This is a genomic window from Micromonospora sp. NPDC049171, from assembly GCF_040648275.1.
Taxonomy (GTDB): domain Bacteria; phylum Actinomycetota; class Actinomycetes; order Mycobacteriales; family Micromonosporaceae; genus Micromonospora.
Window position 1 is genome coordinate 73,179 of record NZ_JBEZDJ010000018.1, and the last position, 20,401, is coordinate 93,579.

A 20,401-nucleotide genomic window follows, 5' to 3' on the forward strand; every position below is an offset into this window, starting at 1 on the left:
TGACCCGTTCCGGGTCAGGTCAGTGCGGACTCCGCCGCGGCCAGGAACGCGTCGTTCTCGGCGGGGGTGCCGATGGTGACCCGAACCCCGTCCCCGGCGAACGGCCGCACGATCACCCCGCGCGCCTCGCACGCCTTGCCGAACGCCACCGCCCGCTCGGCCAGCGGCAGCCAGACGAAGTTGGCCTGGCTCGTCGGCACCTCGGGCACGAACTTGCGCAGCGCCTCGGTGACCCGGTCCCGCTCGGCGACGACAAGGGCGCAGCGCCGCTCCATCTCCGTCGCCTGTGCCAGCGCGGCGAGTGCCCCGGCCTGGGCCGCCGTGCTGCTGGAGAACGGGGTCGCCACCTTGCGGATGGCCGCCGCGACCACCGGCTGGGCGACCAGCCAGCCCATCCGCAGCCCGGCGAGCCCCCACGCCTTGGACAGGGTGCGCAGCACCGCGACGTTGGGCCGGTCCAGGTAGTCGAGCCCGTCCGGCACCTCCGCGTCGGTGACGAACTCCCGGTACGCCTCGTCGATCACCACCAGCACGTCGTCCGGCACCGCGTCGAGGAACCGGTCCAGGTCGACCCGGCGTACGGCGGTGCCGGTGGGGTTGTTCGGGTTGCAGACGAAAATCACCCGGGTCCGGTCGGTCACCGCCGCGGCCATCGCCGCCAGGTCGTGCCCGTGCCCGGCGTCGTTGGGCAGCCGCACGCTTGTCGCGCCGCTGGTCGCCACAATGATCGGGTACGCCTCGAAGGACCGCCACGAGTAGAGCACCTCGTCGCCGGGCAGGCAGGTGGCCCGCACCAGGTGCTCGGCGAGCGCCACCGACCCGCAGCCGGTGGCGATCCGGTCGGCGTCCACCCCGTACCGCTGGGCCAGCGCCTCCCGCAGCGCGACCACGCCCATGTCCGGGTAGCGGTGCGAGGTGCTGATCGCCTCGGTGACCGCCTCCACCACGCCGGGCAGCGGCCCGTACGGAACCTCGTTGCTGGCCAGCTTGATGGCCTCCGGTAGGCCCAACTCCCGAGCCAGGTCGGCGGGACTGCGCCCCGGCACGTAGTTGGGCAGCGCGTCCAGGTCGGCGCGGGTCAGCCGCAGCGCCGGCTGGTGACGTCCGGAGTCGGTCATGGGGTGTCTCCCGGGGGGTGGTTGCGGTCGTTCGAGGGGGTGGGTCCGGTGTGGTGGGGAACCTCGACGACCACCGTCTGGGCGCGTTTGTCGTGCAGCGCCTGGCGCAGCGGCTGGTCGAAGAGTGGGGAGAGGGCGTCGACAAGTTGCACCACCAGGCCGATCCCTGCGCAGTACCAGATCAGAGTCGGCAGACCCAGCAGGCTCCACCGGACCAGTGCCCGGCCCATGCCCAGCGGCTGGTCGGCGGCGATCGGCACCGCCCGGATTCGCATCACCCGCTTGCCGACGGTCTGCCCACCAGCGGCCATGGCGGGCACCTCGTACGCCAGCCAGAGCGCGGTGGCGACCAGCAGGATCACCACCAGGAGCGAGTTGGCCTGCTGGTCGGGCAACGGCAGGCCCTCGGCGGAGGTGTCACCCCGGGCCGCCCGCCGGAAGATCTCCTGCCAGTACGGGGTCCACTCCTGCACCCAGCGCCAGACGAACCAGCCGTTCGCCACGATGTTCAGTGCGAGGAGGAGGCCGAAGTCGATAAGCCGAGCAACGAACCGGCGGCCGTAGCCGGCCAGCCGGAGGCCGTGCGGTCGTGGCTCGGGCGGTCGCATCGACCAACCCGGGTGACCGGGCGGGGGCACCCAACCCGGGTGCCCGGGCAGGGGTGCTGAACCCGGGTGGCCACCCGGAGGCGCCCAGCCTGGCGGGCCGCCCTGCGGACCCCAGGCCGGCGGGCCGGCCGGTGGCCCCCAGCCTGACGGACCGCCCTGCGGACCCCAGCCTGGGCCCTGCCCCGGCGGCGGGCCGTACCCCGGTGGTGGACCCTGCTGCGGCGGCCCGCCGGGCGCGACGGTCCCCGGGCCCGAGGTGCCCGCCGCGGCGGGCACGGCCGAGGTGACCGGCGCCGGCGGCGGCTCGACCGGCGGAGGACCGTCCGGCGGGGTGGCGTCGGCGGAGATGGGTGCACCGAGCCAACCCTCGCCGTCCCAGTAACGCTGGGTCTCCCTGTCGGCCGGGTCGACATACCAGCCGGGCTGAACGCTCACGCCGCTGCTCCGCTTCGCTGCGCGACGGCGCGCGGCGCCACGCTCCTGTGCCTGCTGGTTCGCTCGCTGCGCTCGCTCACGCCGCCGCTCCGCTTCGCTGCCTGCTGTTTCGGTCGTTGCGCTCGCTCACGTGGACACCTTAACGACGACGGTATCGGCGAACTTGTCATGGAGGCACTGCTGCCACGGCTTGTCCCAGAGTTGCCACAGGCCGTCGACGTAGGCGCCTCCCGGGACCAACGAGCCACCGAGGTACTGCACGAGCCAGCGCCGGCCGGCCATCCGCCGGTCCAGCGTGCGGGTCGGGTCGATCGGCACCACACGCAGCTTCAGCACCTTCTTGCCGAGCGTCTGACCGCCGCGCTTGAGGTATTCCACGTGGTAGAGCCAGTAGAGCCCGAGCGTCACGACGAAGAGCCCGAGCTGTAGCAGCATGATCGGCAGGAGGAACTCGACGAAGAAGGTCGCCATGTCGGGCTCCACAAGCGTGCCGTCCGGGTTGGTCCGGGTCATCTCGGTGACCATCCGCCACCAGAGGACGAGGAAGAACGGCAGGAACAGCACCAGCGACACGGCACTGGCCAACGCCGTGTCGATCAGCCAGGCGAGCAGCCGGTCGCCGAAGCTCGCCAGCGGCTGACCACCCGGGCTCAGCGTCGGCGGCAGCGGGCCGGGTGGTCCGGCGGGCCACGGCGGCGGGGCGTACCCGGGTGGGGCGTACTGCGGCGGCGCGGCGTACCCCTGGGGGTGTGGTCCGGGCGGCGGCGCGAAGCCGCCGGTGGCGGGCTGGGGCCCACCGACCGGCGGCGTCGGGTACGACGGAGGCTGCGTCACGCTCGCAAGTGTTACAGGTTGCCGCGTGCTTCCTGCTCTCGCTCGATCGCCTGGAAGAGCGCCTTGAAGTTGCCCTTGCCGAAGCCCAGCGAGCCGTGCCGCTCGATCAGTTCGAAGAACACGGTCGGGCGGTCCTGCACCGGCTTGGTGAAGATCTGCAGCAGGTAGCCGTCCTCGTCGCGGTCGACGAGGATCTTGCGGGCCTTCAGCTCCTCGATCGGCACCCGCACCTTGCCGATGCGGGCCCGCAGCTCGGGGTCCTCGTAGTACGAGTCCGGGGTGTCCAGGAACTCCACCCCGGCGGCGCGCATCGCGTCGACGCTGGCCAGGATGTCGTTGGTGGCGACGGCGATGTGCTGCGCCCCGGGGCCCTGGTAGAACTCCAGGTACTCGTCGATCTGGGACTTCTTCCGGGCGATCGCCGGCTCGTTGAGCGGGAACTTCACCTTCCGGGTGCCGTTCGCCACGACCTTGCTCATCAGCGCCGAGTAGTCGGTGGCGATGTCGTCGCCGACGAACTCCGCCATGTTGGAGAAGCCCATCACCCGCTTGTAGAACTCGACCCACTCGTCCATCCGGCCCAGCTCCACGTTGCCGACCACGTGGTCGACGGCCTGGAAGAAGCGCTTCGGCTGGATGCCGGCGGCGATCATCGGCTGCCGGTCCACGATCGGGCCGCGGGCGGCGAAGCCGGGCAGGAACGGGCCGGTGTAGCGGGACCTGTCGACGAGGGTGTGCCGGGTGTCGCCGTACGCGGCGATGGCGGCCATCCGGACCGTGCCGTGCTCGTCGGTCACCTCGTGCGGCTCGACGACGCTGGCGGCGCCCTGCGCGACGGCGTGCGCGTACGCGGCGTCGACGTCCGGGACCTCCAGCGCGATGTCGCTGATCCCGTCGCTGTGCTTCGCCACGTGCTCGGCGCCGTCTGCGTCCGGGCGCACCGCGCCGGTCAGCACGAACCGGGCCGAGCCGCTGGTCAGCACGTACTGGGCGTGGTCGCGGTAGCCCTGCTCGGGGCCGCGGTACGCCACACAGGTCATGCCGAACGCGGTGGAGTAGTAGTGCGCGGCCTGCTTGGCGTTGCCGACCAGGAAGTGCACGTGGTCGAGGCCCCGGACCGGGAACGGGTCGTGGCTGATGTCGTGGTCGACAGCGCCGACGAGCCGGTCGACGTCGACGTCCTCGGTCGACTGGGGTCGGTCGATCGCCTGGGTCATGATGGCCTCCCTCGCGTACCGGCCGGCCTCGTGGGCCGGTTGTTGACCGAAGGATCGCGGTGCGGGCATCGGCTGGGCAACTGTCCGGGTAAATGCTGGTCAGGTTGCGCATTCGGTATGGTCAACACTCATGAATGGTGAGCAGAATGTACAGCTCGACGCACTGGACGTGCGCTTGATCGAACTGCTCGCCGAGGAGCCGCGGATCGGGGTGCTGGAGTGCTCCCGCCGGCTCGGGGTGGCCCGGGGCACCGTGCAGGCCCGGCTGGACAAGCTGATCGACCGGGGCGTCATCGGTGGCTTCGGCCCGGAGATCGCACCGGCCGCGATCGGGTTCGGGGTGACCAGCTTCGTCACCCTGGAGATCAGCCAGCGGCACGGCCACGACCCGGTCACCGCGCACCTCGCCGCCATCCCCGAGGTGCTGGAGGCGCACACCATCACCGGCTCCAGTGACCTGCTCTGCCGGATCGTGGCCCGCTCGAACACCGACCTCCAGCGGGTCATCGACCAGATCGTCTCCTCCGCCGGCATCACCCGGGCGTCGACGATCATCGCGTTGGCCGAGCAGATCCCATACCGCACGCTTCCCCTCGTCCGCAGCGCCATACGGGCGCTGTAACACCTCCGAGCGCAGAAAGCGCGGCGACACGGCGGCGCGAGGGCACGGAAGATCCGCGATCGTGGCTACGGTGTGCGGGTGGCGAAGGGGAGGGTGCGCGGGGGGCTGCTGCTCGGCCTTGCCGTGGTCGTCGCCCTCGCCGCGACCGGCGTGTGGAATCCCTTCCCCGGCCTGTGGGACTGGGTGGACCGCAGCGAGCCCATCTCCGAGCCCGACGTGGTCTGGCAGCAACGGATCGGCGGCACCCCGCGCAGTGTGACGATCGCCGGCGACGCCGTCGTGGTCGAGCAGCGCACCCGGGTCGAGGCGCGCAGCCTGGCCACCGGCGCGCAGCTCTGGGAGCGCAAGGCCGACTGGGCGGCGGTCGCCGGCGGTGACCGGGACCCGGTCGTCGCCGTGGGCAAGCTCCTGGTCAAGGGGTACGAGCTGCTCGACCCGACCACCGGGGCGACCCGGCGACGCGACGGCGACGCGGTGGCCGTGTGGACCTACCGCAACCTGCTCCTCGACGCCCGCTGCACGGACGCCACCGACTGCACCCTGAGCGCCTGGGACCCGCGCGGCACCGCGCCGATCTGGACGGCCTTCCTGCCCGGGGTGCACAGCGGCCTGCTCGCCGACAATCCGGGCCTGCGCGGCACCCGCCGGCTCACCGCCACCCGGATCGACGACGGGGTGGCCGGTGCGGAACCCGCGCCACCGCTGCTCGGCTTCCCGGTGGACGGCCGGGTGCACGTGGTGGACACCGCCACCGGCCGGGTGTTGCAGAATGTCGAACCCGGCCGGGACGAGCGGCTGTCCGTGGTGGGCGGCCGGATGCTGCGGATCGCCGCCCGCTCCCAGGACGGCGCCTGCTACTTCGCCATCTCGGCCCGCGACCCGGCGACCGGGCAGGAGGCCTGGCAGCGGGCCGGGATCAACCTACGGACCGCCGACAGCGCCGGCTGCGTGCAGCGCGAGGACCCGCAGGGTGCGCGGAACGTGCTGATCGGTGTCGGCCCGGACGGCCGCGAGGCGGTCATCGACGGGTACGATGGCCGGCTGCTCTGGGTCGGCGAAGCGGGCACCAAGTTGATCGCGGTCGACGACCGCTACGCGGTGTTCCGGGCGGCCGACAAGCGTTCGGTGGTCGCCCGTCAGCTCGGCACCGACCGGGTGCTGTGGACTCGGCCCGCCAGCGGCAAGGCCGGTGCCGCGCTGACCCCGTACGCGGCGGTGGTCGCGGACGAGAAGCCGTCCCGGTTGGTCGCGGTGGACCCGCGCACCTGCCGGGAGTTGGCCGTCCTGCGCACCTCGGCGAACGCCCTCGCGGTCGGCTCGCAGGGCATGATCATCGGTGAGGGGCGCGAGATCGGATATGTCCGCTTCGGCGCTGCCGGAGGCTCGCCCGCCCGCTCACCCGGCGACGGTGGGAATCCCGGGCCGGGCGGCACCGGCCCCGGTGGGCAGAACAACGGCGACTGCGGCCCGAAGGGCGAGCTCTGCCCCGACCCGGACGGCGGCAAGGACGGCTAGGGCCTGTGTCAAAGTCCTCGGTCGAGCCGAGGCGGAGTCCAGACGGCGATCCGGCAAGGCGGAGATTGGCCCGGATACCGGTGTTGTAGCCGGGCCAATCTCCAACGCGGCCGGTCGTCGTCTGGGCCCGCCGCAGGCCGGCCAGGGGCTTTGACACAGGCCCTAAGTGGCCTGCTCACCGGGTGGGTGAGCGGGCGACGGGTCCGCGGGATGAGAGCGGCGTCCCAGGACCCGCCCGGCGGGTGGGAGTGATCGACCGGTCTGCCCTAGGCTTGCCGCTCATGAGCAGTGCCGCCGCATTCTCGTACGCCCCCCTGCTGCCGACCGGCCCCGACCAGACGGATTACCGTCTGGTCACCGACGAGGGCGTCGACGTCGTACACGGCCCGGGAGGCCGCCGGTTCCTCACTGTGGAGCCGGCCGCGCTCACCGCGCTGACCGCCGAGGCGATGCACGACATCGCGCACTTCCTCCGCCCCGCGCACCTGGCCCAGCTCCGGGCGATCATCGATGATCCGGCCGCCTCGCCGAACGACCGGTTCGTCGCACTGGACCTGCTGCGCAACGCCAACATCGCCGCCGGCGGAGTGCTGCCGATGTGTCAGGACACCGGCACCGCGATCGTGATGGGCAAGCGCGGCCGGCACGTGCTCACCGACGGCGGCGACGCCGAGGCCATCTCCCGGGGCGTCTACCAGGCCTACACCAAGCTCAACCTGCGCTACTCCCAGCTCGCCCCGCTGACCATGTGGGACGAGCGGAACACCGGCAGCAACCTGCCGGCCCAGGTCGACCTGTACGCCGAGGACCCGGACGGGCACCCCGACGCGTACAAGTTCCTGTTCATGGCCAAGGGTGGCGGCTCGGCCAACAAGTCGTACCTCTACCAGGAGACCAAGGCGCTGCTCAACCCGACGCGGATGATGCAGTTCCTGGAGGAGAAGCTGCGGCTGATCGGCACCGCCGCCTGCCCGCCGTACCACCTGGCCATCGTCATCGGCGGCACCTCCGCCGAGTACGCCCTGAAGACCGCGAAGTACGCCAGCGCGAAGTATCTCGACGCGCTGCCCACCTCCGGCTCGATGAGCGCGCACGGCTTCCGCGACCTGGAGTTGGAGGCCGAGGTGCTGGAGCTGACCCGCAACTTCGGCATCGGGGCGCAGTTCGGTGGCCGGTACTTCTGTCACGACGTACGGGTGGTCCGGCTGCCCCGGCACGGCGCGTCCTGCCCGGTGGCGATCGCCGTCTCCTGTTCGGCGGACCGGCAGGCGGTCGCCAAGATCACTCCGTCGGGCGTGTGGCTGGAGCGACTGGAAACCGACCCGGCGCGCTTCCTGCCCGACGTCACCGACGACGCGCTCGACGCCGAACTGGTGGTCCGGGTCGACCTCAACCGGCCGATGGACGAGATCCGCGCCGAGCTGTCGAAATACCCGGTGAAGACCCGGCTCTCGCTGTCCGGCCCGCTCGTGGTGGCCCGCGACATCGCGCACGCCAAGATCGCCGAGCGGCTGGACGCCGGCGAGCCGATGCCGCGGTACCTGCGCGACCACGCCGTCTACTACGCCGGCCCGGCGAAGACCCCCGAGGGGTACGCGTCCGGCTCCTTCGGCCCGACCACTGCCGGCCGGATGGACGCCTACGTGGAGAAGTTCCAGGCCGCGGGTGGCTCGCAGGTGATGCTCGCCAAGGGCAACCGCTCCGGCCAGGTGACCCGTTCCTGCCAGCAGTACGGTGGCTTCTACCTCGGCTCGATCGGCGGCCCCGCGGCCCGCCTCGCCCAGGACTGCATCAAGCACGTCGAGGTCCTCGAATACGCGGAGCTGGGCATGGAGGCGGTCTGGAAGATCGAGGTGGAGGACTTCCCGGCCTTCATCGTCGTCGACGACAAGGGCAACGACTTCTTCGCCGAGGTCACCAAGCCGGTGCTCACCGTCGGCCGCCGCTGACCTGACCAGCACCGTCGGCCGCCGCCGACCGTCGCGTACACGAAAGGGGCGTCGAGCGAATTCGCTCGACGCCCCTTTTGTCGCCCGTGTTGTACCGACATCGGTGCGCCTGGCCCGCCAAGGCCCTGGGACGGGCGCACCGCCCCCGTCGGATGCCGTCACCGACAACCCAGAGAGAGTGTCCGATACACCGCTGCCGATCCGCTCTCACATCGCTATCGCCTGACTGGGCCGATCCGTGACCGTCGGACTACTCTGCTGGAGGTCGGGCCAGTAAGGCGGGGGAGCAGATGCGGTTCGGGATCCTGGGGCCCCTGCGGGTGGGCGGTGGTGAGTCCACAGTCACCGCTGGTCGAGACCGGATCGTCCTCGCCATGCTGCTGTTGCGGGCCGGCCGGCTCGTGCCCGTCGAAGAGCTGGTCGACGCGGTGTGGGAGGAGCAGCCACCGGCCACCGTCCGAGCCCAGTTGCAGACCTGTGTGTCGCGGTTGCGCCGCCGGTTCGCCGAACTCGGGCTGTCGCCGGAGGCGATCGTCACCGACCCGGCGGGGTACGGCATCCGTACCGCACCGAACGACCTGGACGTCGAGGTGTTCGTCCGGGGTGTGGAGGTGGCCCGTGCCGCCGCCGCGGCCGGTCGGCTGGACGACGCGCGTACCGGATTCCGCGCTGCCCTGGCGCTCTGGCGGGGGCCTGCGCTCAGCGGTATCCCGAGCCAGAGCATCCGCCGCCGCGCCCAGGCCCTCGACGAGCAGCGCCTGACCGCGCTGGAGGAGTGCGTCGACGTCGAGATGCGTCTCGGTCGAGGCGTCGAGCTGATCGACGAGCTGGCCGAGAGCATCGACCAGCACCCGCTGCGGGAGCGACTGCGCGGCCAACTGATGCTCGCCCTCTCCTCGGTCGGTCGGCAGGCCGAGGCGCTCGCGGTCTACCGGGAGGGGCGGCGGCTCTACGCCGACGAACTGGGCATCGAGCCCGGCGCCGAGCTTCAGGAGCTGCATCAGCGTGTGCTCGCCGGCGATCTCGTCCTGGCCGGTCGGGCGTCGTCGCCGAGTGTTCCGGTCCGCTCGCTGCCCCGGGCGATCGGTGACTTCACCGGTCGGCAGCAGACGCTGGCCCGTCTGGTGAAGGACGTGGAGGCCGGCGCACGAATCCAGCTCATCGACGGGATGGCCGGCAGCGGTAAGACCACCCTCGCGGTGCACGTCGCCACCGCCCTCGCGGACGACTACCCGGACGCCCAGCTCTACATCGACCTGCACGGGCACAGCGAGCGCACCCCGCTGACACCGGCCGCGGCGGTGGCCACGCTGCTGCGGCAGCTCGGTGTGCCCGCCGAACGGGTGCCCACGAACCAGGACGACCGGTTGGCGCTCTGGCGCACCGAGTTGGCCGGCCGACGGGCCCTGCTGGTGCTGGACAACGCCGCCACCGCCGACCAGGTGACACCGCTGCTGCCCAACGGCTCGCACTGCCTCGTCCTGATCACCAGTCGGCGCCGGCTGGTCGGAGTGGACGAGGGTCGACCGTCGTCACTGCCCGTGCTCGACACGGACGAGGCGATCGAGCTGCTCGGGCACGTGGTCGGCGTCGACCGGGTGGCGGCCGAGCCGGAGGCGGCCACCGAGGTCGTCCGCCGCTGCGGCCACCTGCCACTCGCCATCCGGCTGGCCGGTGCCCGCCTCGCGCACCGTCCCCGTTGGCGCATCGCCGACCTGGCCGAGCGGCTGACGAGACGGTCCGATCCGTTGGCCGAGTTCGAAGCGGGTGACCGGTCCGTCGCCCGCGCCTTCGCCCTGTCGTACGCCCAGGTGCCGCCGACGGCGCAGCGTGCGTTCCGGCTGCTCGGCCTGCACCCGGGGGTACGGTTCGACAAATCGGTCGCGGCCGTCCTCGCCGAGCTGCCCCTGCCCGACGCCCAGGACCTGCTCGACGAGTTGGTCGACGCGCACCTGGTGGAGGAGACGGAGCCGGGCCGGTACCGGCTGCACGACCTGGTCCGCGAGTACGCCCGGACCCTGGTCGCCGAGCCGGAACGGGCAGCCGAGCGGCGGGACGGGATCGAGCGCCTGCTCGACCACCATCTGCACGTCGCCACGGCGATCGCCCGCACGAAGGAGCTCTCCTCGCTGCACTCGCTGATCGTGGTGGCGGGGCCGCTCCGCCCCGACCTGGTCGCGCTCGTCGCCGAGCAGGGCCAGGCCTGGCTCGACGAGAACCTGGCCGGGTGGACCGCCCTGGTCCGGTTGGCGGAGACCGAGGCGTTCCTCCAGTACTGCTGGCAGTTGGCGAGGGCCTGCTGGTACGCCCAGTTCGAGGGCGGTCGGCTGGACGAGTTGATCGAGACACACACCATCGGCCTGCGCGCCGCCGAGGTGTTGGGCGACGACCGGGCCGTGGCGACGATGCTCAACTATCTGGCCTCGGCCCACTACCGGCTTGGTGATTTTCCCGAGTCGATCCGCGTCATGGAAAGGTCACTCGCAATCTTCCGCCGGCTGGGTCTACGCGGCGGGTTCCGCAACACGCTCGGCAACCTGGGCAGCTCGTACGCCGCCAACTTCGAGTTCCGCCGCGCCCGGGAGTGCTTCGACGAGGCCCGCGCGGTGGCGACGCGGATGCGCGACACGGTGGCGCTGACGAACGAACTCAACAACCTGGCGATGACCCTGCTCCTGTGGGGGCGGCACGACGAGGCACTGCGCGTTGCCCGACGACACCTGGGCATCGCTCGCGAGGTCGGCGACCCGCGCCGGATCGGCAACGCCCTCGGGCACCTCGGAATGATCCGGCATCGGATGGGTGACGTGGTGCCGGCCGCCCGGTTGCTGCGGGTGGCGCTGCGTTTCAAGCGACAGGCGGGCAGCCGGTTCGGTGAGGGTGAGGTGTTGAACGAGATCGGGATGATGGAACGGGAGGCCGGGCGCCCGGAACAGGCCGCAGACCTGCACCGGGCGGCACTCGTCGCGATGACCGAGGTGGGGGACCGCGTCGCCCAGTGCGGCTCACGCAACCTGCTGGCCCGCGCCATCCTGGATCAGGGCGACGTGACGAGCGCGCTCGACCTGCATCGTCGAGTGCTCGTCGACGCCACCGGGCTGGGTTCCCGACACGAGCAGGGCCGGGCACTGGAGGGCATCGCCCGCTGCCTGCGTACGACCGACCCGGCCGCGGCGCGCGCACACCTGAGCCGGGCGCTGGTCCTGTTCCGCCAGATCGAGTCACCCGGCCGGCACGAGGTGGAGCGCCTGCTCGCCGAGTTGGGCTGACGGATCATCTGCGAGTCGGCGATGGGCGCGGCAGGATGGTATGTGTGACGACTCCAGAGGCGACCGGTTACCGGATCGAACGCGACTCGATGGGCGAGGTGGAGGTGCCCGCCGAGGCGCTGTGGCGGGCACAGACCCAGCGTGCGGTGCAGAATTTCCCGATCTCCGGCCGGGGCATCGAACCAGCCCAGATCAAGGCGCTCGCCCAGATCAAGGGCGCGGCGGCCGAGGTCAACGGCGAGTTGGGCGTGATCGACGCGAACGTGGCCGCCGCGATCGCCGCCGCCGCCGCGCACGTGGCCGACGGTGGTTACGACGACCAGTTCCCGGTGGACGTGTTCCAGACCGGTTCGGGCACCTCGTCGAACATGAACACCAACGAGGTGATCGCCACCCTGGCCAGCCGCGAGCTGGGCTCGCCGGTGCACCCGAACGACCACGTCAACGCCTCCCAGTCCAGCAACGACATCTTCCCGTCCTCGATCCACCTGGCCGCCACCCAGTTCATCGTGGAGGATCTGCTGCCGTCGCTGGCCCACCTCGCGGCAGCGCTGGAGGCCAAGGCGGCGGAGTTCGAGACGGTGGTCAAGGCCGGTCGCACCCACCTGATGGACGCCACCCCGGTCACCCTGGGTCAGGAGTTCGGCGGGTACGCGGCCCAGGTCCGCTACGGCATCGACCGGCTGGAAGGCGCGTTGCCCCGGCTGGCGGAACTGCCACTGGGTGGCACCGCAGTCGGCACCGGGATCAACACCCCGCTCGGCTTCGCCGCCGCCGTGATCGCCAGGCTGCGCGAGTCGACCGGGCTGCCGTTGTCCGAGGCGCGCAACCACTTCGAGGCGCAGGGTGCCCGGGACGCGCTGGTGGAGACCTCGGGGCAGCTCCGTACCGTGGCGGTCGGCCTCTACAAGATCGCGAACGACGTCCGGTGGATGGGCTCCGGCCCCCGTGCCGGCCTGCGCGAACTGCGGATCCCCGACCTCCAGCCCGGCTCGTCGATCATGCCCGGCAAGGTCAACCCGGTGGTCGCCGAGGCGATGCGGCAGGTCTGCGCCCAGGTGATCGGCAACGACGCGACTGTCGGCTTCGCCGGCTCCCAGGGAGACTTCGAGCTGAACGTCATGCTCCCCGTGATGGGCCGCAACCTGCTGGAGTCGATCCGGCTGCTCTCCGCGGTGAGCCGCTTGTTCGCCGACCGACTGGTGGCCGGCCTGGTCGCGGACGCCGAGGTTTGCCTGACGTACGCCGAAGGGTCACCGTCGATCGTCACCCCACTCAACCGCTACCTGGGGTACGACGAGGCCGCCTCGATCGCGAAGGAGGCGCTGGCCAAGCAGACCTCCATCCGCGAGGTGGTGATCTCCCGAGGTCACGTCGACTCCGGCAAGCTCACCGAGACCCAGCTCGACGAGGCCCTGGACCTGCTCCGGATGACCCACCCCTGAGTCGGGGGTGCCCGCTCAGCGCGCGTCGCCGCGTGGTCTGGCCCAGCCGAGGAAGCGGGTGAAGAGCGCCGCCGGGTCCGGGCCGTCGTGCGGGTTGAGCCGGTACAGGTCGGCGGCCGCCTCGTGCAGGACCGAGCACAGGTAGACGCTCAACCCGACCCGGTCGTGGGCGTACTCCTGGCGCAGGGTGAGCCGCGCGACCGGGCAGGGCCAGGGCGCGGCGCAGACCCGGCACAGCCAGAGCGGTCGCAGGGCCAGGTGCGGTCGACGTGGAGTCGTGGCGCGGTCGTCCGGGGCGGTCCGGGACATGCGGCGGCCTTCCTTGTCGGGCTGAATCGTCTGTGGCGTCACGCCGCGCTCCCCGCGCGTCCCGGGCCGGGTTGTGCGTCCGGGCCGGGTTGTGCGTCCGGGCCGGGCTGTGCGTCGGGGCCGGGCTGTGCGTCCCGGGCTGGGCTGCGTCCGGGCCGGGCCAAGATCGCGCTCGAACAAGGATGTCAACGCCGTTGCGTTAGGTGGACCGGCTGTTCGTCGACCAGCACTGCCTCGCCGATCATGGAGTTGTGGTGGGTAACAGAACGCCCGTAAACCCCCAAAGTCGGCACCACAACTCCATGATCGCCAAGTCGGGCCCAACCCGCTCCCCGATCGGGCACTTCCTGTCCCGGGTTGACCCCGCCGGCTAGAGCCCTAACGCAGCGGTGTTGGTTTCCACGATCGAGCACGATCTTGCGGGGTCAGTCGGGGTTGGTCGGGGTGGTCGGCGTGATTGGGGTCTGGGAGGTGGGACCGCCCGGCACGGGGGAACGGGCGGTCCCGTGCGACGCCGACAGACCCGGGGGACGGGGAGCGGCGTCGCGCTTCACAGTCTGGTGATCAGACGACTACGGTCGGAAGGGTTTGGCCGCGTCGTCATAGCCGCCCTGCGTCGGGTGGCGTCGTCGCTGGCGGCCGGCTGGAGTTGATCGTCAGCGGGGTGGAGGGCGGCAGGCATGGCCGATGGGCAGATGACGGCGGCGGCGTTCCTGGTCGCGGAGCTGCGCCGGGCGCGGGCTCGGCGGGGCTGGAGTCAGGACGAGCTGGCGAAGGCGGTCAACTACTCGGCGTCGATGGTCAGCGCCATCGAGCTGGGCCAGCAACAGCCCACCACCAAGTACCTGGAACTCGTCGACAATGCCCTGGACACCGGCGGGTTGTTCGGCCGAATGGCCAGCAAGCTGGTCAGCCTGGACAAGGCCCAGGTCTGGCTACGCGGCTGGCGGGCAATCCTCGCGGAGGCGCGGGCGGTCCGGTGGTACGAACCTCGCTACGTGCCGGGGCTCTTCCAGACGGAAGACTACGCGCGAGCGGTCTTTGAGGCGGGTGGCCTGCTGGCTCCCGACGAGGTTGAACGGCGTCTGGCCGCCCGGATGGAGCATCAGGAGGTGCTGCACAGCGAGCGTGCGCCGCAGATCGTGGCGGTGCTGGACGAGGCGGTGCTGCGGCGACGGGTGGGCGGGCGGAAGGTGATGCGCGACCAGACGCTGCACCTGGTCGGCATCGCCACCGGGCACCCTCGGGTCCGGCTGCACATCGTGCCGCGATCCGCCGAGGAGTATCCGGGGCTCGGCGGACAATTCGCCCTCGCCGTCCTGCCCGACGACACCGAGTTGGCCTACTTGGACTGTCAGGTTCGGGGCCAGGAGCTGGACCAGCCGCAGGATCTGTTGCGGTTGCAGCGGGTCTGGGAGGCTACCTTGGGCGAGGCCCTGCCGCCGCAGGCGTCCATCGAGCTGATGAACGAGGTGGCCGAGTGGTGGAGTTGACCGGCGCTCGCTGGCGCAAGAGCAGCCGCAGCAACCAGGACGCCAACTGCGTCGAGGTGGCGACGAATCTGGGGGACGTGGTCGGGGTGCGGGACAGTAAGGACTCGGACGGGCCCGTGTTGGTTGTCGACGCGTACTCCTGGCGGCTCTTCGTGGTCGCGCCCCCGCGCTGACGCGACCGCCTCGCCCGCGACGGTGGTCGCGGGGTTGGTAGCCGCAACTTCGCCGATGTTGCGCGGATAAACGGCTCGACGGTGGTGTGCGGCGGCGGGATGATCCCGTGATGAGTGACCTGCCCCGCACCGAGCGGTTGCGGTTTCGGCGCCTGACCATGGCCGACGTGGACGCGCTTGTCGAGCTGGACAGCGACCCTGAGGTGATGCGGTTTCTCAGCGGTGGTGTGGCCACGCCGCTGGCGACAGTGCGGGATGAGCAGTTGCCGAGGCTGCTGGCCCAGTACGAGCGGCATCCCGGGCTGGGGCGCTGGGCGGCGCTGGATCGGAAGTCGGGTGAGTTTCTGGGGTGGTTCGCGCTCGACCCGTCGGCGGATGGCACCGAGGCCGAGTTGGGCTACCGGCTGCGCCGCTCGACGTGGGGGCGTGGGCTGGCCACCGAGGGGTCGCGGGCGTTGGTCCGGTACGCCTTCGAGACTGTCGGGGTGCGTCGGGTCTGGGCCGAGACGATGACTGTCAACGACCGTTCGCGGCGGGTGCTGGTGAAGGCTGGGCTGCGCTACGTGCGGACGTTCCACCTGCAGTGGGACGACCCGATTCCGGGGACCGAGCAGGGTGAGGTGGAGTACGAGGTGCGGGCCGAGGAGTGGGCGACAGTCGGTCAGGAACGGCCGGCGGCCCGGCGGGCGCGGTAGGCGGTCACGGCGGCGCGGTTGCCGCAGCCGGCCTCGCAGAACCGCCGCGATCGGTTGCGGGACAGGTCGATGACCACGTTGTCGCAGTCCGGGTACTCGCAGATCCGCAGCCGGCTCAGCTCACCGGCGCGGACCAGGTCGGCCATGGCCATCGCCGCCTCCACCGCGATCCGGGTGGCCAGCGGCGCGTCGCGGGGCACGGCGTGCAGGTGGTACGGCTCGTCGTCGTGCTCGATCAGTTGGGGCAGTGCCTGGTGTTCCAGCAGCAGGCTGTTGACGATGGCGACGATCTCGGGCGGCTCGGCGTACCAGATGCGGCGCAGCCCGGGCCGCAACTCCCGGACGGCGCGCAACTCGGCGTCGGTGTGCTCGTGTCGGCCGCTGTAGGAGTAGCGGACGAAGAACGCGTCCAGCGCGGCGACGTCGGGCAGCAACTCGCCGTCCCGACCCGTGGTGTTGACCAGCGCGGTGGCGGCGATCAGCGAACACTCGGTGTCATGAGCAAATAGCATCTTGACTCCTGTCATAGCTTCCGCCTAGCGTCATCGGCACAAGGATAGTTTGCTCATGACACGGTGCCGACCCGAGGAGCGCGACATGCACTCACGACCTGCTGCCGGGGCCGCGTTGGCGTTGCTCTCCGCGGTCACCTTCGCCACCTCCGGCACGTTCGCCCGCTCCCTGATCGAGGCCGGTTGGTCCGCCGAGTCCGCGGTGATCGCCCGGGTCGGCATCGCCGCCCTGGTGTTGGCGATCCCCGCCCTGCTGTCGCTGCGCGGCAGGTGGGCCGTGCTGCGCAGCAACGCCTCGGCCATCGGGCTGTTCGGGTTGCTCGGGGTGGCGCTGGCCCAGGTGTGCTTCTTCAACGCCGTGCGCTACCTGCCGGTCGGTGTCGCGCTGCTGCTGGAATACCTCGGCATCATCCTCGTCGTCGGCTGGATGTGGCTGCGGCACGGGCAGCGCCCCCGCCGGCTCACCGTGGCCGGGTCGGTGGCCGCGCTGGCCGGGCTGGCCTTCGTGCTCGATCTCGCCGGCACCGCCGACTTCCACCCGGTGGGCGTGCTCTGGGGCCTGGGTGCGGCATTCGGCCTGGCCGGCTACTTCGTGCTCGCCGGGCGGGTCGACCCCCGACTGCCCTCGGTCGCCATGGCCAGCGGCGGAATGGCAGTCGGCGCCGCCGTGCTGCTCCTCATCGGGCTGACCGGTCTGCTGCCGCTGCACGCCACCTTCGGTGCGGTCGTCTTCGCCGGACAGACCACCAGTTGGCTGCTGCCCATCGCCGGGCTCTCGCTGGTGGCAGCCGTCATCGCGTACCTGGCCGGCATCGCCGGAACCCGGATCCTCGGCCCCCGGCTGTCGTCGTTCGTCGGGCTGACCGAGGTGCTCTTCGCGGTGCTGATCGCCTGGCTCTTCCTGGACGAACTGCCCACCGGCTGGCAGCTGTTCGGCGGCGCGTTGATCGTCGCCGGGGTCGCGCTGGTTCGACTCGACGAGCTGCGGGGGACGCCGTCGGCATCCACGCCCACCTCGCCCGAGCCGGCGCTGGCACTCGACGGTCGGTGAGTGAGGCCTCGGCGGTTGGTGGGTTGCGGTTCGATGGTCGGTGAGCTGGCGTTCGACGGTCGGTGACACAGTGGGGACCGTGCTGACCACTGTGGTGTTCGACGCCGACGAAACCCTGCTCGACCTGCGCCCGGCGGTGACCGGCGGACTGGTGGCCGTCCTCGACGAGATGCGGCGGCGCGCCCCGGCGGCGAGTGAGGTGACACTCGCCGAGCTGGAATCGGACTGGGGCGCGGTCTTCGGTGACCTGAGGGCCGCCCCGGTGGCGGAGATCCGCCGCGCCGCGCTGGCCCGGTCGCTGGCCCGCGCCGGGCTGAACGACCACCTGGACGAGGTCGTCGCCCTCTTCTTCGCTCGCCGGTTCGCCCTCACCAGACCCTTCCCGGACGTGCCAGCGGCGCTGGCGGCGTTGCGCTCCCGGTACACGCTCGGCTTCGCCACCAACGGCAACAGCCGCACCGAACGCTGCGGGCTCGCCGGCGAGTTCGCCTTCGAGGTGTACGCCCACGACAACGGCCTGCCCAAGAAACCGGCGCCGGAGTTCTACGCGGCGGTGGTCGCCGCAGCCGGGGTGCCGGCCGAGCAGATCGTGTACGTCGGTGACTCGTGGGAGCACGACGTGGTGGCACCTCGGCGGGTGGGCCTGCGATCGGTGTGGTTGAACCGGCACGGGCTGCCTCGTCCGGGCGATTTCATGCCCGATGCCGAAGTCTCCAGCCTGGCCGACCTGCCAGCCGCGCTGGCGGATCTGCGCGTCGACGCGGTCGGTGTGTGAGTCGAGAGCCGGTCGGCGCGTGTCGGCGCTCATGATCGACTCGGGTTCCCTCATGATCGACTCGGTTTTCAGGAAGGCGCGGTGATGGTGCCTGCGGGACACCGCGGTTTTCATGAACCCGAGACTGTGGACGATCCCCGGCGCCATCCGCGGCTGACCAGTGCGTCCCGCACCTCCCGAAGCACCGCCGGGAACTCGCCGTTCAACCGGCGGCTGGTCACGTGCAGGACGAGCCAGCCCGCGTTGACCAGCAGGTTCAGCCGACGACGGTCGCGGTGCAGTTGCTCCGCGTCGGAATGCCACTTCCCGTCGTACTCCACCGCTACCCGATATTGCGGCCAGGCCAGATCGGGGTGCAGGACAACGCCGATGGGCAGGCGTACCGGATGTTGCACTGCGGGGCGCGGCAGCCCACCCAGCACCAACCGCACCCGTAGGTGTGACTCCGGCGGAGACTCGGCTCCGCCGTCGGCCAGGTCGAAGACCCAACGCGCTCGTCGCCCACCGGGCCGGTTGGCGTTGCGAGCAGCCAGGGCGGCCAGGGTGTCGCGATCGGCCAACCCCTGCCCGAGCAGCGAGTCGACGATGGCGACGGCCCGAACCGGATCGAGCCAGACAGCCGTTTCCCAGGCGGCCCGCCCAGGGTCGGACCGGGGGATCGGGACATCTCGCTCGCTGGACCCGAGTGTGCTGGTCGCCGCCCAGCCGACGCCCGGCCGAGCCGTCACGATCACCCCTGCTCTGACGGACGCTGCCGCCGGACGGGACAGTTGTCGTGCTGGGCCGGGTGACGTGCCGCCGGCAGGTGGGCGCCCGGCTCCCGTAGGTCGCGCTGCATCACGTGGACGTCCAGCGCTCGACGGTCGTGCTGCGTCGGGCGGTCGATTCGTGTCTGGCGGGCGTGCTGCGTCTGGCGGGCGTCCGGCGTCCGGCGGTTGGCCTGCGGCTGATGGTGGTCTGGTGCCTGGCAGTCGCCGTTTCGTTGGTGCGGGCGCGGCCGGCTCTGGGGTTTCGCCCGCCAAGAGCGGAGTGATGGCGTTGACGTGCACGCTGAGGCCGCGCTGGGGGCCGACCCGCAATGTTCGGGGCACCAGGACGTGCACATCGTCGGTGAAACTCGCGGCGTGTTGGACGCCGTGCAGGTAGGCGGCCGACGGGCCGCCGACCACCACTCCTGGCGGTAGTCGGAGGAGCGCGGCGCGACACGCGAGGGCGTGGTCCCGCTCCAGCCGCGCGTCGGCGTAGATGTCGCGGCGCAGCCGCACCCAGGCGGAGTTGCGCAGCTGGTGTTCGGTGAGCAGGCCGTCCCGGACAGCGTCGGAGCCGCGGAAGACCTGCCAGGTCAGGGCATCGGGGCGATGCGGACGTGGCGGCATGCCAAGCAGCGTGCCGACCACCGACTGGCCACCGAAACCCCTGTGGACAACCCCGCCCGCGCGTGCCGCCGGACCTGTGGACAACCACGAATCCGCCTGCCGATTGTGCTACGGCACCGGCGGCCCCGCCCGCGCTTGGGCCCGCCGGTGGTGATCCACTCGCGTTTCTGAAAGTCGGGCGGTCGATGGCCTTGGGACACCGCGACTTTCATGAACCCGAGTTGATCAAGCCGGTGAGGCGGCGGGGCGGCGGGCCGGGATCAGCTGAGGGCGGTGGTGATGGCTGTCGCGGCGGCCAGCACCTGCGGGCCGATGGTGTCGACGTCCAGCGGGGCGAGCGCGACCACGCCGACGCTGGCCTCCAGGCCGGGTACGCCGAGCACCGGCGCGGCCACCCCGTACGCCCCGGCCTGCAACTCTCCGCTGCTGCTGACCGGCGCAGCCTCCCCGGCTCGACCGGCCAGGATTGCTCGGCCCGCCGCCCCCCGGTCCAGCGGATGCCGTGCCCCGGTGCGGTACGCGACGTGGAACGACGTCCAGCTTGGCTCGACCACGGCCAGGGCGACCCCCTCGCCACCCTCGACGACGGTCAGGTGTGCGGTCGCGCCGGCCTGCTCGGCGAGGCGGCGAAGGGCGGGCAGTGCCCCCTCGGCGAGCAGCGGCTGGGCCCGTCGGGCCAGGTGTAGCAACCCGGCGCCGAGGCGCAGCCGGCCGTCGCTGTCGCGGCGCAGCATGCCGTGCCCGGTCAGTGGGCCGACCAGCCGGTAGACGGCGGCCCGGCCGATGCCGAGCCGGTTCGCGGCCTCGGTGACGGTCAGGCCGCCCGGGGCGTCGGCGACGAGGTGCAGCAGCCGTAACCCACGGTCGAGCGTCTGCGACGTCTCGCCGGCACGCCCCGTGACGTCGTCACCCTGCCTGCGGACGGCGTCAGCCTGCCCCGAAGCAGCGCTGGGGCTGGTCGGCGGCTCACCGGCGCGTGCGGTCGCATCCACGCCTGGCAGCGTA

General features: G+C 71.6%; 18 protein-coding genes. 10 read left to right on the forward strand and 8 right to left on the reverse strand.

The genetic code is table 11. The features are described from left to right. Positions 1-14: 14 nt before the first annotated feature. The 4 genes from hisC to hppD form a co-directional block, all read right to left on the reverse strand. The gene (gene hisC, locus AB0B14_RS22690) at positions 15-1,118 is read right to left on the reverse strand and encodes a histidinol-phosphate transaminase (protein WP_357524013.1); all 1,104 of its coding nucleotides are present in this window, start codon (positions 1,116-1,118) and stop codon (positions 15-17) included. Further along, positions 1,115-2,161 (reverse strand): RDD family protein, encoded by a 1,047-nt coding sequence (locus tag AB0B14_RS22695; RefSeq protein WP_357524014.1) that lies wholly within the window; start codon positions 2,159-2,161, stop codon positions 1,115-1,117. The genes hisC and AB0B14_RS22695 overlap by 4 nt, the downstream gene beginning before the upstream one ends. A 126-nt stretch (positions 2,162-2,287) precedes the next feature. Then, on the reverse strand, positions 2,288-2,995 hold the full coding sequence (locus tag AB0B14_RS22700; protein WP_357068031.1) for an RDD family protein: 708 nt from the start codon (positions 2,993-2,995) through the stop codon (positions 2,288-2,290). An 11-nt stretch (positions 2,996-3,006) separates the two neighbouring features. After that, entirely contained in the window at positions 3,007-4,212 is a 1,206-nt protein-coding gene (hppD, locus tag AB0B14_RS22705) for a 4-hydroxyphenylpyruvate dioxygenase (protein WP_357068033.1), read from the reverse strand. Positions 4,213-4,342: 130 nt separating this feature from the next. Between hppD and AB0B14_RS22710 the strand changes: the two genes are divergently transcribed. The 5 genes from AB0B14_RS22710 (at position 4,343) to AB0B14_RS22730 (ending at position 13,012) form a co-directional block, all read left to right on the forward strand. Further along, positions 4,343-4,834: an Lrp/AsnC family transcriptional regulator gene (locus tag AB0B14_RS22710; protein WP_357068035.1), complete on the forward strand. Its 492-nt coding sequence runs from the start codon at positions 4,343-4,345 to the stop codon at positions 4,832-4,834. 105 nt (positions 4,835-4,939) lie between these two features. Further along, positions 4,940-6,349 carry a PQQ-binding-like beta-propeller repeat protein gene (locus AB0B14_RS22715; RefSeq protein ID WP_357524110.1) on the forward strand — a complete coding sequence of 470 codons (1,410 nt, stop codon included), beginning with the start codon at positions 4,940-4,942 and terminating at the stop codon, positions 6,347-6,349. 281 nt (positions 6,350-6,630) lie between these two features. After that, positions 6,631-8,298, forward strand: coding sequence for a fumarate hydratase (locus tag AB0B14_RS22720; RefSeq protein ID WP_357068037.1), 1,668 nt, complete (start codon positions 6,631-6,633; stop codon positions 8,296-8,298). Positions 8,299-8,588: 290 nt separating this feature from the next. After that, a complete protein-coding gene (locus tag AB0B14_RS22725) occupies positions 8,589-11,567 on the forward strand; it encodes a BTAD domain-containing putative transcriptional regulator (RefSeq protein WP_357524016.1) in 2,979 nt (992 codons plus the stop codon). 35 nt (positions 11,568-11,602) lie between these two features. Next, complete coding sequence (locus tag AB0B14_RS22730) at positions 11,603-13,012, forward strand: class II fumarate hydratase (protein ID WP_357524018.1); 1,410 nt, start codon at positions 11,603-11,605, stop codon at positions 13,010-13,012. 15 nt (positions 13,013-13,027) lie between these two features. Here the strand turns inward: AB0B14_RS22730 and AB0B14_RS22735 are convergent, their stop codons facing one another. Next, entirely contained in the window at positions 13,028-13,321 is a 294-nt protein-coding gene (locus AB0B14_RS22735) for a hypothetical protein (RefSeq protein WP_357524112.1), read from the reverse strand. Between the two features lie 680 nt (positions 13,322-14,001). Between AB0B14_RS22735 and AB0B14_RS22740 the strand changes: the two genes are divergently transcribed. The 3 genes from AB0B14_RS22740 to AB0B14_RS22750 all read left to right on the forward strand — a co-directional run bounded on the left by AB0B14_RS22740 (position 14,002) and on the right by AB0B14_RS22750 (position 15,682). Next, positions 14,002-14,814: a helix-turn-helix transcriptional regulator gene (locus AB0B14_RS22740; protein ID WP_357524020.1), complete on the forward strand. Its 813-nt coding sequence runs from the start codon at positions 14,002-14,004 to the stop codon at positions 14,812-14,814. Continuing rightward, the gene (locus AB0B14_RS22745) at positions 14,802-14,987 is read left to right on the forward strand and encodes a DUF397 domain-containing protein (RefSeq protein ID WP_357524022.1); all 186 of its coding nucleotides are present in this window, start codon (positions 14,802-14,804) and stop codon (positions 14,985-14,987) included. The genes AB0B14_RS22740 and AB0B14_RS22745 overlap by 13 nt, the downstream gene beginning before the upstream one ends. A gap of 110 nt (positions 14,988-15,097) precedes the next feature. Beyond that, positions 15,098-15,682, forward strand: a complete 585-nt coding sequence (locus AB0B14_RS22750; RefSeq protein WP_357524024.1) for a GNAT family N-acetyltransferase — start codon at positions 15,098-15,100, stop codon at positions 15,680-15,682. On the opposite strand, the gene AB0B14_RS22755 is transcribed toward AB0B14_RS22750, so the two are convergent. Continuing rightward, positions 15,649-16,194: a CGNR zinc finger domain-containing protein gene (locus AB0B14_RS22755; RefSeq protein ID WP_357068048.1), complete on the reverse strand. Its 546-nt coding sequence runs from the start codon at positions 16,192-16,194 to the stop codon at positions 15,649-15,651. The two genes, AB0B14_RS22750 and AB0B14_RS22755, sit on opposite strands and share 34 nt — an antisense overlap. Positions 16,195-16,279: 85 nt before the next feature. Between AB0B14_RS22755 and AB0B14_RS22760 the strand changes: the two genes are divergently transcribed. Both AB0B14_RS22760 and AB0B14_RS22765 read left to right on the forward strand, forming a co-directional pair. Continuing rightward, complete coding sequence (locus AB0B14_RS22760; RefSeq protein WP_357068050.1) at positions 16,280-17,245, forward strand: DMT family transporter; 966 nt, start codon at positions 16,280-16,282, stop codon at positions 17,243-17,245. Positions 17,246-17,324: 79 nt separating this feature from the next. After that, positions 17,325-18,020, forward strand: coding sequence for an HAD family hydrolase (locus AB0B14_RS22765; RefSeq protein WP_357068052.1), 696 nt, complete (start codon positions 17,325-17,327; stop codon positions 18,018-18,020). Between the two features lie 110 nt (positions 18,021-18,130). On the opposite strand, the gene AB0B14_RS22770 is transcribed toward AB0B14_RS22765, so the two are convergent. Both AB0B14_RS22770 and AB0B14_RS22775 read right to left on the reverse strand, forming a co-directional pair. Beyond that, positions 18,131-18,748 carry a DUF559 domain-containing protein gene (locus AB0B14_RS22770; RefSeq protein ID WP_357524026.1) on the reverse strand — a complete coding sequence of 206 codons (618 nt, stop codon included), beginning with the start codon at positions 18,746-18,748 and terminating at the stop codon, positions 18,131-18,133. Between the two features lie 908 nt (positions 18,749-19,656). Then, positions 19,657-20,388 (reverse strand): helix-turn-helix domain-containing protein, encoded by a 732-nt coding sequence (locus AB0B14_RS22775; protein ID WP_357068056.1) that lies wholly within the window; start codon positions 20,386-20,388, stop codon positions 19,657-19,659. Between the last annotated feature and the right edge of the window lie 13 nt (positions 20,389-20,401).